The 14847-nt window shown below is 54.7% G+C and carries 13 protein-coding genes; 8 read left to right on the top strand and 5 right to left on the bottom strand.

Features of this window, described 5'->3' with window-relative positions:
* The first annotated feature begins 14 nt into the window (after nt 1–14).
* Nucleotides 15–560, top strand: a complete 546-nt coding sequence (locus ACQE3Z_RS14050) for a cell division protein ZapC (RefSeq protein ID WP_250652285.1) — start codon at nt 15–17, stop codon at nt 558–560.
* Nucleotides 561–573: 13 nt separating this feature from the next.
* On the opposite strand, the gene ACQE3Z_RS14055 is transcribed toward ACQE3Z_RS14050, so the two are convergent.
* Entirely contained in the window at nt 574–1683 is a 1110-nt protein-coding gene (locus ACQE3Z_RS14055; protein ID WP_426974252.1) for a YcbX family protein, read from the bottom strand.
* Nucleotides 1684–1819: 136 nt separating this feature from the next.
* Between ACQE3Z_RS14055 and rlmKL the strand changes: the two genes are divergently transcribed.
* The 6 genes from rlmKL (at nt 1820) to rmf (ending at nt 9794) form a co-directional block, all read left to right on the top strand.
* On the top strand, nt 1820–3931 hold the full coding sequence (rlmKL, locus tag ACQE3Z_RS14060; RefSeq protein WP_426974253.1) for a bifunctional 23S rRNA (guanine(2069)-N(7))-methyltransferase RlmK/23S rRNA (guanine(2445)-N(2))-methyltransferase RlmL: 2112 nt from the start codon (nt 1820–1822) through the stop codon (nt 3929–3931).
* Nucleotides 3932–3936: 5 nt separating this feature from the next.
* Nucleotides 3937–5859, top strand: coding sequence for an ABC transporter ATP-binding protein (locus ACQE3Z_RS14065; RefSeq protein WP_426974254.1), 1923 nt, complete (start codon nt 3937–3939; stop codon nt 5857–5859).
* A 15-nt stretch (nt 5860–5874) separates the two neighbouring features.
* Nucleotides 5875–7143 carry a membrane integrity-associated transporter subunit PqiA gene (gene pqiA / locus ACQE3Z_RS14070; protein ID WP_426974255.1) on the top strand — a complete coding sequence of 423 codons (1269 nt, stop codon included), beginning with the start codon at nt 5875–5877 and terminating at the stop codon, nt 7141–7143.
* Complete coding sequence (gene pqiB / locus ACQE3Z_RS14075; RefSeq protein WP_426974256.1) at nt 7130–8773, top strand: intermembrane transport protein PqiB; 1644 nt, start codon at nt 7130–7132, stop codon at nt 8771–8773. The genes pqiA and pqiB overlap by 14 nt, the downstream gene beginning before the upstream one ends.
* Nucleotides 8770–9348, top strand: a complete 579-nt coding sequence (pqiC, locus tag ACQE3Z_RS14080; RefSeq protein WP_426974257.1) for a membrane integrity-associated transporter subunit PqiC — start codon at nt 8770–8772, stop codon at nt 9346–9348. The genes pqiB and pqiC overlap by 4 nt, the downstream gene beginning before the upstream one ends.
* A 263-nt stretch (nt 9349–9611) precedes the next feature.
* Nucleotides 9612–9794 (top strand): ribosome modulation factor, encoded by a 183-nt coding sequence (rmf, locus tag ACQE3Z_RS14085; protein WP_426974258.1) that lies wholly within the window; start codon nt 9612–9614, stop codon nt 9792–9794.
* A gap of 56 nt (nt 9795–9850) precedes the next feature.
* Here rmf and fabA read toward each other — a convergent pair whose 3' ends face one another.
* Together fabA and ACQE3Z_RS14095 are read right to left on the bottom strand one after the other, a co-directional pair.
* The gene (fabA, locus tag ACQE3Z_RS14090; protein ID WP_085067388.1) at nt 9851–10369 is read right to left on the bottom strand and encodes a bifunctional 3-hydroxydecanoyl-ACP dehydratase/trans-2-decenoyl-ACP isomerase; all 519 of its coding nucleotides are present in this window, start codon (nt 10367–10369) and stop codon (nt 9851–9853) included.
* A gap of 67 nt (nt 10370–10436) precedes the next feature.
* Complete coding sequence (locus tag ACQE3Z_RS14095; RefSeq protein ID WP_426974259.1) at nt 10437–12185, bottom strand: AAA family ATPase; 1749 nt, start codon at nt 12183–12185, stop codon at nt 10437–10439.
* 181 nt (nt 12186–12366) lie between these two features.
* On the opposite strand from ACQE3Z_RS14095, the gene matP reads away from it, so the two are divergent.
* A complete protein-coding gene (matP, locus tag ACQE3Z_RS14100; RefSeq protein WP_085072194.1) occupies nt 12367–12828 on the top strand; it encodes a macrodomain Ter protein MatP in 462 nt (153 codons plus the stop codon).
* Between the two features lie 85 nt (nt 12829–12913).
* Here matP and ompA read toward each other — a convergent pair whose 3' ends face one another.
* Together ompA and sulA are read right to left on the bottom strand one after the other, a co-directional pair.
* Nucleotides 12914–13987, bottom strand: coding sequence for a porin OmpA (ompA, locus tag ACQE3Z_RS14105; protein ID WP_426974260.1), 1074 nt, complete (start codon nt 13985–13987; stop codon nt 12914–12916).
* Nucleotides 13988–14337: 350 nt separating this feature from the next.
* A complete protein-coding gene (gene sulA, locus ACQE3Z_RS14110; RefSeq protein WP_426974261.1) occupies nt 14338–14844 on the bottom strand; it encodes an SOS-induced cell division inhibitor SulA in 507 nt (168 codons plus the stop codon).
* Nucleotides 14845–14847 lie beyond the last annotated feature (3 nt).

Genomic DNA, 14847 nt, shown 5'->3' on the forward strand with positions numbered 1-14847 from the left:
TAGTAAGGCAAACCATGAAGATAAAACCTGACGACAAATGGCGTTGGTTTTTCGATGCAGAGCAGGATCGTATGATGCTCGACCTGGCGGATGGTATGCTGTTTCGCTCCCGTTTTTCCCGCAAAATGTTGACGCCGGATGCCTTTAGCGAGGCGGTTTTTAATGTTGACGATGCGGCGCAGTTATTATCCTGGCAGGAGATCTGCCGCGAAACTTCGCTCAGCGAAGAGCAGTGTGATGAGCTGCTGCTGAATGCATTGGTCGCCTGGCGCTTTATGAAACCGCTGATGCCGAAAAGCTGGCATTTTCGCGTTTGCCAGCGTCAAACCTGGCAGCCCGGCGTTAGCGACCTGGTAACGGTCACGCTGGAGGAGAACGGCGAAGAGGCGAGGATGTTAGTTATCGAGGCGGGAGAGAACGCCGCGCTTTGCGTGCTGGCTCAGCCCGAACTGCAGATCGCGGGTAAAACCATGGTGCTGGGCGATGCGATTAAAATTATGCATGACCGCCTGCAACCGTGGCAGGCGGAACAGGCGCAGCGTTACGCATGGGCCGGCTAACTGACCCGGTGCCTTAAGCCAGCTCGATATCGCCGTCCGGAATACAGCTGCAGCTTAAAACGGTGCCGTCGTTACGCACCGCATCCTGCTTTAACGCTTTCACTTTGCCAGAAATCAGCTGCATTTTACAACTGCCGCACAGACCGGCGCGACAGGAGTAGGGAATGCGGTGACCCTGCATTTCCAGCTGTTCCAGTAGCAGCTGCTGATTGTTTCCGCTAAACCGGTTGCCGCGATAGTTAATGGTGACCTGTTGCTCCGCTTCCTGTTTTATCGCCAGCGTTTCCACAACCCGACCTGCGCCATAGCGGCGCGCCGGCTGCGTTGCGATCGTTTCCAGCGTATCGCCGACGCGTATTACGCCGCTATTGCAGGCCAGCAAATTCAGGCCAAAGTCGACATCGCCGCTGCCATCCTGTGCGCTGCGGAAGGCTTGCAGCGTTTTAAGCGGTTCGCCGTCAGGATGTTTTAGCCCGCGTTCAGGGCTGATGGTGGTAAAGATACAGCGGCTACAGGGCTTGGCGACCTCAAATTCCACTTCGCCGATACGTAAGCGCTGCCAGCTATCCTCTTCCCAGGCGCGCGCGCCGGTAACCACCAGATTCGGGCGAAACTGCTCCAGCCGAACGCTGGCCGGGCAATGCTGCTGCAGATCGTAGAGCGAGGCCTCGTTCATCAGCAAGAAAGGATAACCGTCGGCAAAGCCCAGCGGCACCTGTGGCTGACGCTTAACCCGACGCGTCATTTCCGGACCGGTCCAGCGCAGTTGTACCGGGATGGGGAAAAAACCGCTCAGCCACGCATTGATCGGCTGCGGGGCGATACGGGCGGTAAAATGATTGCCCCAGACTTCGGTTTCAGCCTCCTGCGGCTGGAAGTCGGCAAAGCGCAGGGCGGCGCTGCTGTTATCGGGCGCCTGAAGCCACAGCCCGTCAGCAATGAGCGCCGGAGTAAACTGCACCAGCTGAGGATACTGGCGGGCAGTGATAAAAGTGCCATCCTGCGTCGTCAACATAAACAGGCGATCAAAAGCCAGCCCGCTCTCCTGAACCAGCGCATGCGAAAGCTGTAGCCCCCGCATCGATTTAACCGGATGAATAAACAGGCGTGACAGGACGATCATAAGGCTCTCCATGCTGTGCTGTTGCGGCGCCCGGCCACGACAACAGGAATCTGCGGCTAAAGGAAGCTAACTTTATGACATGCGGCGGTGATTAGCTATAATGCGCAGCAATTTTCCCAATACTGTAAGTGACGATATGAATTCTCTGTTTGCCAGTACGGCGCGTGGGCTCGAAGAGCTATTAAAGAGTGAACTGGAAACGCTGGGGGCGCAGAACCTGCAGGTTGTCCAGGGCGGCGTACATTTTCAGGGAGACGATCGTTTGATGTACCGCAGTCTGCTGTGGAGCCGGCTGGCATCGCGTATTCTGCTGCCGCTCAGCGAATGCGCGGTATACAGCGATCTCGATCTCTACCTCGGCGCGCAGGCGATTGACTGGACCAACCTGATTGACGGAACCTTTGCCGTGCATTTCAGCGGCACCAACGAAGCGATTCGTAACAGCCAGTTTGGCGCATTGAAAGTAAAGGATGCGATTGTCGATAGCTTCACCCGTAAAAATCTTCCGCGCCCGGATGTCGATCGCGAGCAGCCGGATGTGCGGATTAATGTCTGGCTGAATAAAGATACCGCCAGCATCGCGCTCGATCTCAGTGGCGAAGGCATGCATCAGCGCGGCTACCGCCAGCAAACCGGCCTCGCGCCGATGAAAGAAAACCTGGCGGCGGCCACGGTGCTGCGTTCCGGCTGGCAGCCAGGCGCGCCGCTGCTCGATCCAATGTGCGGCTCCGGCACGCTGCTGATCGAGGCGGCGCTGATCGCCAGCGATCGCGCGCCGGGCCTGAATCGCCGCCACTGGGGTTTTCACGGCTGGAAAGCGCATCAGCCTGAGCTGTGGCGCGAGCTGATTGACGAAGCGCAAACCCGCGCCCGCCAGGGAGTTGCGCAAACTACGTCACGCTTCTTTGGTTACGATAACGATGAGCGTGTGCTGGAGCGCGCGCGCGGCAACGCCCGTCGTGCTGGCGTGGCCGATCTGTTCACTTTTGCCGTACAGGATGTTGCGCAGCTCAGCAATCCGCTGCCGCAGGGGCCAGCCGGTACCGTTATCAGCAACCCGCCGTATGGTGAACGTCTGGAAAGCGAGCCGGCGCTGATCGCTCTGCACAGCCTGCTGGGACGCGTAATGAAAAGCCAGTTTGGCGGCTGGAATCTCTCGCTGTTTAGCGCCTCGCCCGACCTGCTGAGCTGTTTACAGCTACGCGCCGATCGCCAGTTCAAAGCGAAAAACGGTCCGCTGGACTGCGTACAGAAAAATTATCAGCTGGCGGTCATCAGCGGTGATGGCGTTCCGGCTCAGATGGCGGAAGATTACGCCAACCGCCTGCGCAAAAACATGAAGAAACTGGATAAATGGGCGCGTCAGGAGGGCATTGAGTGCTATCGCCTGTATGACGCCGATTTGCCGGAATATAACGTGGCCGTGGATCGCTATGCCGACTGGGTGGTGATCCAGGAGTATGCGCCGCCGAAAACCATTGATGCCATGAAGGCGCGCCAGCGTCTGTTTGATGTGATTAGCGCCACGCTGACGGTGCTGGAGCTGCCGGCGAACCGTTTGGTGCTGAAAACCCGTGAAAAGCAGAAAGGCAAAAGCCAGTATCAGAAGCTGGGTGAAAAAGGCGAATATTTTGAAGTGCGCGAGTTTAACGCCCGCTTCCTGGTGAACCTCACCGACTATCTTGATACCGGCCTGTTTATCGATCACCGTCTTGCCCGTCGTATGCTGGGGCAAATGAGCAAAGGCAAAGATTTCCTCAACCTGTTTGCCTATACCGGCAGCGCCAGCGTCCATGCCGGACTTGGCGGCGCACGTTCCACCACGACCGTGGATATGTCCCGTACCTATCTGGAGTGGGCGGAACGTAATATGCGTCTGAATGGTCTGAGCGGCCGTCAGCACCGGCTGATGCAGGCGGATTGCCTGAGCTGGCTGCGTGAGAGCAACGAACAATTTGATCTGATCTTTATCGATCCGCCGACCTTCTCCAACTCCAAACGCATGGAAGAGAGTTTTGACGTTCAGCGCGATCATTTGCAGCTGATGCGCGATCTCAAACGCCTGCTGCGCGCGGGCGGCACCATAATGTTCTCGAACAACAAACGCGGTTTTAAAATGGATCATCCGGGGCTGGCCACGCTCGGCCTGCATGCACAGGAGATCACCGCGAAAACACAGTCGCAGGATTTTGCCCGCAACCGTCATATTCACAACTGCTGGCTGATTACGCACGCCGGTAAGGAATAAGCTGTATGTCACTGATTAGTATTCACAATGCCTACCTTTCGTTCAGCGATGCGCCGTTGCTGAATTATGCCGAGCTGCATATCGAAGAGAACGAACGCGTCTGTCTGGTCGGGCGCAACGGCGCCGGTAAATCCACGCTGATGAAAATCATTAACGGCGAGCAACCGCTGGATGATGGTCGGATTATTTACGAGCAGGATCTGGTGGTGGCGCGTCTGCAACAGGATCCGCCGCGCAATATCGCCGGCACGGTATATGATTTTGTGGCTGAAGGCGTGGCCGAGCAGGCTGAGCATCTGAAAGCCTATCACGCGATTTCGCATGTGGTGATGGAAGATCCGAGCGAGAAAAACCTAAATGAGATGGCACGCCTGCAGTCGCTGCTGGATCACCATAATCTGTGGCAGCTGGAATCGCGCATTAACGATGTGCTGCAACAGATTGGCCTGGAGCCGGAGGTTGAGCTGTCGTCGCTTTCCGGCGGCTGGCTGCGTAAAGCTGCGCTGGGACGTGCGCTGGTGAGTAATCCGCGTGTGTTGATGCTGGATGAGCCAACCAACCACCTGGATATTGAAACCATTGACTGGCTGGAAAATTTCCTGAAAACCTTCCAGGGCAGCATCGTCTTTATTTCGCATGACCGTTCTTTTATCCGCAATATGGCAACGCGTATTGTCGATCTCGATCGCGGCAAACTGGTCTCCTGGCCAGGCGACTATGACAAATATCTGGAAGGGAAAGAGGAAGCGCTGCGCGTTGAAGAGATGCAAAACGCTGAATTTGACCGCAAGCTGGCACAGGAAGAAGTCTGGATCCGCCAGGGTATCAAAGCGCGTCGTACCCGTAACGAAGGTCGCGTCCGCGCTCTGAAAGCGCTGCGTCGCGAGCGTTCAGAACGTCGTGAGGTGATGGGCAAAGCGCAGATGCAGGTTGAAGAAGCATCGCGCTCCGGCAAAATCGTCTTTGAACTGGAAAACGTCAATTACAGCATTGGCGACCGCACGCTGGTCAGAGACTTTAGCGCGCAGGTACAGCGTGGCGATAAGATTGCGCTGATTGGTCCTAACGGCTGCGGTAAAACCACGTTACTGAAGCTGATGCTGGGACAGCTCAAGGCGGACAGCGGCCGCGTGCACGGCGGCAGCAAACTGGAAGTGGCCTATTTCGATCAGCACCGTGCCATCCTGGATCCGGATCGCACCGTGATGGATAACCTTGCGGAAGGCAAGCAGGAAGTGATGGTAAACGGTAAGCCACGTCATGTTCTGGGCTACCTGCAGGAGTTCCTGTTCCATCCGAAGCGGGCGATGACGCCGGTCAGGGCGCTTTCCGGCGGAGAGCGCAACCGCCTGCTGCTGGCGCGTCTGTTCCTGAAGCCCAGCAACCTGTTGATTCTCGATGAGCCAACTAACGACCTGGATGTTGAAACGCTGGAGCTGCTGGAGGAGCTGATTGATGGCTATCAGGGCACCGTGCTGCTGGTCAGCCACGATCGTCAGTTTGTAGATAATACCGTTACCGAATGCTGGATCTTTGAAGGCAATGGCGATATCGGCACCTTTGTCGGCGGCTATCATGATGCGCAACAGCAGCGCGCCGCTTCACGTCAGAGTCGCGCTGCGCCGGTGAAAACCGTGGCGGCAGCAGAGAAGCCAGTAAAAAACCAGACGGTTAAAAACGAAGTAAAAGCGTCCGGCACTAAACTAAGCTATAAGCTGCAGCGTGAACTGGATCAGCTGCCGCAACAGCTGGAAGCGCTGGAAAAGCAGATAGAGCAGCTGCAACTGCAGATGGCGGATGCTAACTTTTTCACCCAGCCGCATGAGAAAACGCAGCCGGTGGTAACAGCGCTGGCAGAAGCGGAACAGCAGCTGGAAACCGCGTTTGAACGCTGGGAATATCTTGAATCGCTGAAAAACGGCGGCTGAAACCGGGAGTAGGGTATGTGTTCAGCTGAACACCCGCAACACTGGATGCTTTGTCCACAGTGTGACCTGATGACGCAGTTGCCATCGGTTGCCATTGGTCAGAAAGCCAGCTGTCCACGCTGTCATACTACGCTAACCGCTAACTGGAGCGAGCCGCGCAAGCGGCCCTCCGGCTATGCGCTGGCTGCGCTGTTTATGTTGCTGCTGGCAAACCTGTTTCCTTTCGTCAATATGCACGTGTCGGGCCTGAGCAGTGAAATCACCCTGATGGAAATTCCACAGGTCATGGTCTCAGAGCACTACGCCAGTCTCGCCACGCTGTTTATGCTGTTTGTTCAGGCGGTGCCGGCCTTTTGCATGGTTGCGATCCTGCTGCTGGTGAATCGGCTACCGTTGCCGCAGCGTCTGCAAATTGCTACCGCCCGCATTCTGTTTCAGCTCAGAAGCTGGGGGATGGCGGAAATCTTCCTCGCAGGCGTGCTGGTTAGCTTTGTTAAGCTGATGGCTTACGGCGATATTGGTATCGGCAGCAGCTTTTTACCCTGGTGTTTATTCTGTCTGCTGCAGCTGCGTGCCTTTCAGTGTGTCGATCGGCGCTGGCTGTGGCGTCAGATAGCGCCTGAACCGCCGCTGCCAGCTGCGCCGCAGGCGGGCATCAGCGGTCTGAAACAGGGGCTGCGATCCTGTCCGTGCTGTACAGCGGTGCTGCCGGCCGATCGTTATCTCTGTCCACGCTGCGGCACAACAGGCCATGCGCGTCGGCGGCACAGTCTGCAATGGACGCTGGCGCTGCTGTTCACCTCTATTATGATCTACATCCCCGCCAATATCCTGCCGATTATGGTCACCGAAGCGCTCGGCGACAGGATGAACTCCAATATTATGGGCGGGGTGATCCTGCTCTGGAGCGATGGCTCTTATCCGGTGGCGCTGGTGATTTTTATCGCCAGTATTATGGTGCCGTCGTTGAAAATGTTGGCGATTGGCTGGCTGTGCTGGGATGCGCGGGGGCATGGCAGGCGAGACAGCGAAAAAATGCACCTGATTTATGAGGTGGTGGAGTTTGTGGGGCGTTGGTCAATGATCGACGTTTTTGTGATTGCGGTACTTTCCGCGCTGGTGCGTATCGGACAGTTAATGAATATCTATCCTGCGCCAGGCGCACTCTTGTTTGCGGCGGTGGTCATTCTGACCATGTTTGCCGCCATGACGTTTGATCCGCGTCTGACGTGGGATCGTGAACCAGAAAATAATCTGAAGGAGCCGAGCCTTGACGGAAAATAATCACGGCGTTGCGAAGGTCGATCAGATCAAGCGCTGGTCACCGGTGTGGATCATTCCTCTTGTTACCGTGCTGATTGGCGCCTGGATCCTGTTTTATCATTTCAGCCATCAGGGACCAGAAGTGACGCTGATTACCACCAATGCCGAAGGCATCGTAGGCGGTAAAACGGCCATTAAAAGCCGCAGCGTTGATGTGGGCGTGGTGGAGAGCGCGGTATTAACTGACGATTTGCATCATGTAGAAATCAAAGCCCGCCTTAACGCGGGAATGGAGAAGCTGCTGCATGGTGACAGCGCCTTCTGGGTAGTGAAGCCGCAGGTAGGACGCGAAGGCATCACCGGTCTGGGCACGTTATTATCTGGCGCTTATATTGAACTGCAGCCCGGCAGCAAAGGCGAAAAGCCAGAACAATATAAACTGCTGGATTCGCCGCCGCTGGCGCCGCCGGATGCGAAAGGTATCCGTATTGTGCTCGACAGCACCAAGGCGGGCCAGCTCACCCCTGGCGATCCGGTCCTGTTCCGCGGCTATCGTGTGGGTTCAGTGGAAACCAGCAGCTTTGATGCGGATAAACGCGCAATGCAGTATCAGCTGTTTGTCGCCGCGCCCTACGATCGCCTGGTTACCTCAAATGTGCGTTTCTGGAAAGACAGCGGCATCGCCGTAGAGATGTCCGCCTCCGGCATGCGTGTGGAGATGGGCTCATTAACCACGCTGTTCAGCGGCGGCGTCAGTTTTGACGTGCCTGACGGCTGGGAGCTGGGTGTACCGGCAGAAAACAAAGCGGAATACCATCTGTATGACGATCAGCGCAGCATCCAGGACTCGCTGTATACCACGCATCTGGATTTCCTGATGTTCTTTAGCGATTCGATTCGTGGGCTGCAGCCAGGTGCGCCGGTAGAGTTCCGCGGCATCCGTCTGGGAACAGTGGCGCAGGTGCCTTATACCGTTCCGGGCTGGAATCAGTCGCTGAATACGGATTACCGTATTCCGGTTCTGGTGCGTATTGAACCCGATCGCTTTGTTAACCGCCTGGGCGGTGACTTTGATATTCGCCAGCATCTGCGCGACGGCAAAAAACGCGGCCTGCGTGCTTCGTTGAAAACCGGCAACCTGCTTTCCGGCTCGTTGTATATCGATCTCGATTTCTATGACAACGCGCCGCAGTATAAAGGCCCGGAAAAAGTTGCCGGACTGGAGATCATTCCTACCGTTAGCGGCGGTCTGAGTCAGATTCAGCAGAAGCTTATGGATGCGCTGGATAAGATTAATAATCTGCCGCTGAATCCTATGATTAATCAGGCCACCGGCACGCTGAAAGAGAGCCAGCGTACCCTGCGCGAGCTGCAAAAGACGCTGGACAACGTGAATAAAATCACCGCCAGCCCGTCGATGCAGCAGCTGCCGCAGGATATGCAGCAAACGCTGCGCGAGCTGAACCGCAGTATGAAAGGTTTGCAGCCCGGCTCTCCGGCCTACAACAAGCTGGTTGGCGATATGCAACGACTGGATCAGGTGCTGCGTGAGCTGCAGCCGGTGCTGAAAACGCTCAATCAAAAGAGCAATGCGCTGGTATTTGAAGCTAAACCGGGCGAAGACCCACAGCCGAAGAGGGCGAAACAATGATGAAATGGATGCCATTGCTGGTGCTGGCGCTGAGCGCCTGCAGCAGTAACACGCAAACCACCCTGTATCAGCTGCCGGCGGCAACGTCGGCGGTTGCGCCGGTTAGCCAGAGCGCGTTGATGGTAAATAATGCGTTGCCGATCTGGATCGAGCGCGTTTCGGTGCCTGATTATCTGGCAGGCAATGGCGTGGTTTATCAGACCAGCGACGTTAAATATGTTGTCGCCACCAGCAATCTGTGGGCCAGTCCGCTCGATCAGCAACTACAGCAAACGCTGGTAACCAACCTGAGTAATGCATTGCCGGGCAGGCTGATCTCCACCACGCCGCTGGGTGAGCAGCACGATACGTTGAACGTTAATGTTACTGGCTTCCACGGACGTTATGATGGCCAGGCGATCATTAGCGGCAGCTGGACGCTGGAGCATAACGGGCAAATTACGCGTCAGAACTTTAATCTGACGCTGCCGCAGCAGGAAGATGGCTATGATGCGATGGTCAGAACCCTGGCGCAGGGATGGCAACAGCAAGCGCAGCGTATAGCGACAGCGTTTAGTGCCATAAGAAGTAATTAATTTTTCTTAACAGTGAATTCCGGTTCGGCAGCGCATAGTGCGTTCGCTGACCGGAATTTTTATTGCAGATCATTCCGTTATCCCACCCGCAGATTTTCACCGCAGAAAAACCTTTAAAAATAGCCTGCCTGTATGACAGTGGCGTGAAATTTGCGCATTGATCTTTTTCAGCGATAGGGGTAGAAAAGAAAAGTGGTTGCGCACTTTGTGACCATTGTTTTCTTTCCACCAGTTCCACCATACCTGAATGAGGGAAATGAGGCATGAAGAGACAGAAACGAGACCGCCTGGAACGAGCACATTCACGAGGCTATCAGGCTGGCATCACCGGGCGTTCAAAAGAAATGTGTCCTTATCAAATGATTGAGGCTCGGTCTCACTGGTTGGGAGGTTGGCGAAAAGCCATGGAGGACAGGGCAGTTAGCGTAAGTGCCTCGATGGTCTGACGGCCTGTCATAAAAAGGATAACCTCCGCATTTGCGGAGGTTTTTAATTCACTGCATCAAAAAGCGTTGGTATCTTTAAACAGACCCACTTTCAGATCGCTGGCGGTATAGATAACGTTACCGTCAACCAGCACTTCGCCATCGGCCACGCCCATCACCAGTTTACGGTTGATAACGCGCTTGAAGTGAATACGATAGGTCACTTTTTTCGCCGTAGGCAGAACCTGACCGGTAAATTTCACTTCGCCTACGCCCAGCGCACGGCCTTTGCCTTCTGCACCCAGCCAGCCGAGATAGAAACCAACCAGCTGCCACATCGCATCCAGGCCCAGACAGCCCGGCATCACCGGATCGCCAATAAAGTGACAGGCGAAGAACCAGAGATCAGGATTGATATCCAGCTCGGCTTCAACATAACCTTTGTTGTAATTGCCGCCTTCTTCGCTCATTTTGACCACGCGGTCCATCATCAGCATATTGCCAGACGGCAGCGGCGGGCCTTCAGCACCAAACAGCTCGCCGCGACCAGAGGCAATCAGGTCTTCTTTTGTATAGGATTCGCGTTTATCTACCATGTTTCAATAAGCCTTTTTTTAGTGAATCACGAACATTAGCTAACAGGTGTAAGCTGAACAACTCCGATCAGCTGTGGTTAAACCAGTTTAGCCAACGTAGAGGCCAGGGACGCTGGCGCGCCTCCTGCTGATTAAATTCTGTGATGCGCGCCTGGATAGTTTGTAACAGGCAGGGAGCATCATCTTTTTTCCACGGAACGCCGGTGAGCAACGGCAGCGCTTCATCCACCTCACTGACGGCCCAGATATGAAACTCTCCCGCCTGTACCGCATCAACAATTTGCTGTTGCAGGCAGAGATGTCGCACATTGGCAGCAGGGATAATCACGCCCTGCTGACCGGTTAAGCCTCGCTGCTGGCAGATCTCGAAAAAGCCTTCGATTTTTTCATTCAGGCCGCCTACCGGCTGCACATGACCGAACTGATCCACCGAGCCGGTTACCGCAATTTGCTGATTAATAGGCTCTCCGGCCAGCGCGCTGACCAGCGCGCACAGTTCGGCAAGAGAGGCGCTGTCGCCGTCTACTTCCGAATAGGACTGCTCAAATACCAGCGAAGCGGAGAAGGGCAGTTGCTGATCCAGCTCCAGTTCTGCAATCAAAAACGCCTGCATAATCATCATGCCTTTAGCATGAATGTTGCCGCCCAGCTCAGCCTTGCGCTCAACGTCAGTAAACTCGCCATCGCCCACGTGTACCACGCAGCTGATACGCGAAGGCTCGCCGAACGCGCGCGGATGTCCGGGAAACTCAATGACCGACAGGCCGTTGATTTGCCCTACCACGGCGCCTTCTGTTTCAATAAGAACCTGATCAAGAAGAATCTCATCACGCATACGATCGGGCAGGAAACTTTCGCGCCACAGGCGCGCGTCCAGAGCGGCCTGAAGCGCGGCGGCATCCAGCTGCTCACCATATAAGGCAGCATCGCGCAGCTGGCGACCAAGCCAGGCCGGGCAGAGCGGAAGTGTTTCGCGGTCGCCGCTATAGCGCACGGCCTCCTGCAGCAGGGCTGGCCAGAAGTCAGCGGCAATTGGCGGTAAGCCCGCCTGCCGCGCCAGCGCGGTTACCCAGCGACACCATAACGCCATATCTTCTTCTTCGTCGAGCTGCAGGCTCTCTTCATATTCGCTGTAGATTGCCAGCGCCGCCAGCTCAGGCTCCATCTCCTGAAAGTCAGCCAGGGCGTCACGATCGCCGCACAGCACCAGTTTTAACTGCAACGGCATTGAGGGGATGGTCACCGGCAGCGGGCGCGATTCATCAGGCGATAGCCAGTCGAAACGCTGCTGGGCAATGGTCTGCTTCAGCCGCAGCCACAGCAGCGGTTGGGCCAGCAGAGCGCGCAACGAAAGCATTAAGATGCCGCCGTTAGCCCGATGGATCAGACCCGGCTGCAGGCTGATGCGTTGGGAAAAAATACGTACGCAGCCAAATAGCTGCTCAGACTCGATCCAGTCGGCGAAATGTACGCCGCCGCGACTGGCGAAGGGATCATCTGCTGATTTGGCAGGCTGCCAGGTTATCTGTTCGTCATTAATCAGATAGTTACCGCCGTAAAGCGCTTCCGTCTGGCTACTGTTATGCTGTAATGTCTGCGCCAGCAATGACAGATTCTCACTGTTTTCCGCACAGCGTATCAGCATCAGTGAAAAAGGCGCGCTGCTGTTATGCAGCAGGCTGGCTGCATCAAACAGACGAGGCTGAACGTCGGGGAGAATATCGCCGATATTATCGCTAAAGACGCGGGAAAAAAGAGGCTGGAAGCTTTCGGCATCAGGCTGTAGCGCCTGCCATGCAAGTCGGTTGCTGGTCAAAGTAATCGTATTTGTCTGAATAAATGAAAAGCGCGATTATACAGCTTTTCAGGCTGTTACGCACGGCAGAGATTAGACTGATTCTCAGCAGAGTAGCGGAGTCGCCGCTGCGCCTTTCTCTGCCGCAAGTCGTAAAAAAGCTGTTATTCTTAGTTTGTTACCTGCTCATGATGAGATTCCGATGAAATATCAGCAGCTGGAAAATCTTGAAAGCGGATGGAAATGGAAATACCTGGTAAAAAAATACCGGGAAGGGGAGCCGATCACCCGTTACATTGAAATCAGCGCCGCACAGGAAGCCGTCAGGGCTTTGCTGGCCATGGAAAACCATCCGGTAGAGGTGTTGAAATGGATTGAGCAACATATTAATCCGGCGCTGGAAAACCGTATGAAGCAGACGATTCGTGCGCGCCGTAAACGTCACTTTAATGCCGAGCATCAGCACACGCGTAAGAAATCGATCGATTTAGAATATCTGGTGTGGCAACGGCTGGCGGGGCTGGCGCAGCGTCGCAACAGCACCTTATCGGATACTATCGTACAGTTGATTGAGGATGCTGAGCGAAAAGAAAAATATGCCAGCCAGATGTCGACGCTACGTCAGGATCTGCAGGCTATTTTAGGCAAAGACGATGTGAGCTAATGCGGGAAAAGGAAAAATAAGCGTTTTTTCCATTAAGCAGCCAATAAAAAACCCCGCCGGAGCGGGGTTTTTCTTAACGTATTACTTAAGCCTGCGGCTGGGTAACAACGTCTTTCAAACCTTTAACTTCGATTTCTACGCGACGATCCGGACCCAGGCAGTCGATCAGGGCGTTACGGCCTTTCACGCTGTCACAGGTGTTGCCGGTAACCGGATTAGATTCACCCATGCCACGTGCAGAGATCTTGTCAGACGGGATACCTTTAGATACCAGGTAGTCAACCACAGACTGAGCGCGTTTTTCAGACAGCTTCTGGTTGTACTGCTCAGAACCGATATGGTCAGTGTAGCCCAGAACAACAACGGAACCGTCTTTCGGATCCATTGAGCTCAGCTGAGAGTACAGCTGATCCAGCGCCTGCTGGCCTTCGCCTTTCAGGGTTGCTTTGTTGAAGGTGAACAGCACGTCTGATTTCAGCGTGAAGTGTTTGGTTTCAACAACCGGAGCCGGAGCAGGAGTCGGCGCTACAACCGGAGCTGCTGCATCGTCCTGACCGAAACGGTAAGACAGACCTAAGCTCAGCATGGCGTTGTCAGGACGAGTACCAACGGTACCTGCGTCACCGATGTTGTTAACCCACTGGTAGTCCAGACGGGTAGCCCAGTTTTTGTTCAGTGCGTATTCAACACCAACGGCTGCCAGCGGAGAAACGCCGGTGTCGTGGTCGTTACGGCTGATGTTGGTACCCACAACGTGCTGAGTAGAATCAGCGCGCCATACCATACCACCCAGACGGGTATAAACGTCCAGGTCATCCATGATCGGGTAGCTCAGTTTCGCTGCCAGCTGGATGCCCTGTGCTTTAAATGCGCCGTTAACTACGTTGCCTTTGTTAGGCATGCGGCCAAGCCAGTCATAACCCAGTTCGAAGCCCAGGTACGGGTTAGCCTGATAACCAACGAATGCACCAGCGCCCAGCTGGCTTTCGTGAGTCGGGCCATCGTTGTTCACGTAGTTGTTACCGTAGTAACCAGTATCGTGATACTGAGACCAGCCCAGTTTGGCACCGGTATACCAGGTGTCATCTTTCGGTGCGGCCTGCGCTACGGTAGCGAAGCCAGCCAGTGCCACTGCAATTGCGATAGCTGTCTTTTTCATTTTTTGCGCCTCGTTATCATCCAAATAGGCAAGGAGCTTAAATTAAGCTCTTGGTTGTAATCCTTCGCCGGGTCCTTTTGCTCGATTATTACTCTACCGGAAAACGGAGGTTATTGAGCACCCTGGCGAGATAAAGTCTACAACGTGGCGAGAAACTTACAAGTAAGATGTGAAGGCGCTCGGCAAAAAAAGGGCGTTTCAGACATAAATTTTAACAATAGTCACCCGTTTTAACGAGCTAAAAAAGGTTATTTAGCGCGGCAAAAGCGAGGCTTAGCCGCGTGAGAGTAGAATCAGCGGGTTATCAAAAGAAAGTGAGAATTTTTAGCTGAGATTTATCTTATATTTACTTAATGATACAAAGTTGAGTGAATTTTCAGCCGATTTTTTTGTCCGCTGGGACAAGTAGCGCCAGTTTGGGGTCGCATTATGAGTCCAAGAGCCTGCCCTGCAGAGGCTGCTTCTTCAAGCCGACGACGATCGTTTTCGCTTATATCATTAGCAAACCAGCCCAAAACCACACTGTAATTCCCTGTTTGCAGCGCTTTTATCATCGCCTCAACCGTACTGAACGCTTGATGATAAGGGAGCTGCATCATCTTATTCAGCGGCAGGCCCGAAGCCTTAAGCCACTGCCGGCTGATCTTTTGCGGCGGCGTTAGCCAAAGCTGCCAGCGCGACTGCGTACCTAACTGCTGTAATAGCGGCAGGAGTAACAGCTGCGTTAGCCCTGGCTGAGCTTCGCTATAGCTTAGCTCGCTGATCCAACCGGTTGTTAAGACCGGCGATACGGCAACGCGAGAATGGCCAGGCAAAGCAGAACGAGCAACAGAAGACTTCAGTAAATGAGTACGCATGAT

The organism is Pantoea sp. FN0307 (assembly GCF_050113815.1).
Lineage (GTDB): Bacteria > Pseudomonadota > Gammaproteobacteria > Enterobacterales > Enterobacteriaceae > Mixta > Mixta alhagi.

What these genes read in the sequence shown, in the direction of transcription:
- sulA (WP_426974261.1), bottom strand. Translation starts at nt 14,844, where the DNA reads ATGCGTACTCATTTACTGAAGTCTTCTGTTGCTCGTTCTGCTTTGCCT.
- ACQE3Z_RS14055 (WP_426974252.1), bottom strand. Translation starts at nt 1,683, where the DNA reads ATGATCGTCCTGTCACGCCTGTTTATTCATCCGGTTAAATCGATGCGG.
- pqiC (WP_426974257.1), top strand. Translation starts at nt 8,770, where the DNA reads ATGATGAAATGGATGCCATTGCTGGTGCTGGCGCTGAGCGCCTGCAGC.
- ACQE3Z_RS14065 (WP_426974254.1), top strand. Translation starts at nt 3,937, where the DNA reads ATGTCACTGATTAGTATTCACAATGCCTACCTTTCGTTCAGCGATGCG.
- ompA (WP_426974260.1), bottom strand. Translation starts at nt 13,987, where the DNA reads ATGAAAAAGACAGCTATCGCAATTGCAGTGGCACTGGCTGGCTTCGCT.
- rlmKL (WP_426974253.1), top strand. Translation starts at nt 1,820, where the DNA reads ATGAATTCTCTGTTTGCCAGTACGGCGCGTGGGCTCGAAGAGCTATTA.
- rmf (WP_426974258.1), top strand. Translation starts at nt 9,612, where the DNA reads ATGAAGAGACAGAAACGAGACCGCCTGGAACGAGCACATTCACGAGGC.
- matP (WP_085072194.1), top strand. Translation starts at nt 12,367, where the DNA reads ATGAAATATCAGCAGCTGGAAAATCTTGAAAGCGGATGGAAATGGAAA.
- pqiA (WP_426974255.1), top strand. Translation starts at nt 5,875, where the DNA reads ATGTGTTCAGCTGAACACCCGCAACACTGGATGCTTTGTCCACAGTGT.
- ACQE3Z_RS14050 (WP_250652285.1), top strand. Translation starts at nt 15, where the DNA reads ATGAAGATAAAACCTGACGACAAATGGCGTTGGTTTTTCGATGCAGAG.
- fabA (WP_085067388.1), bottom strand. Translation starts at nt 10,369, where the DNA reads ATGGTAGATAAACGCGAATCCTATACAAAAGAAGACCTGATTGCCTCT.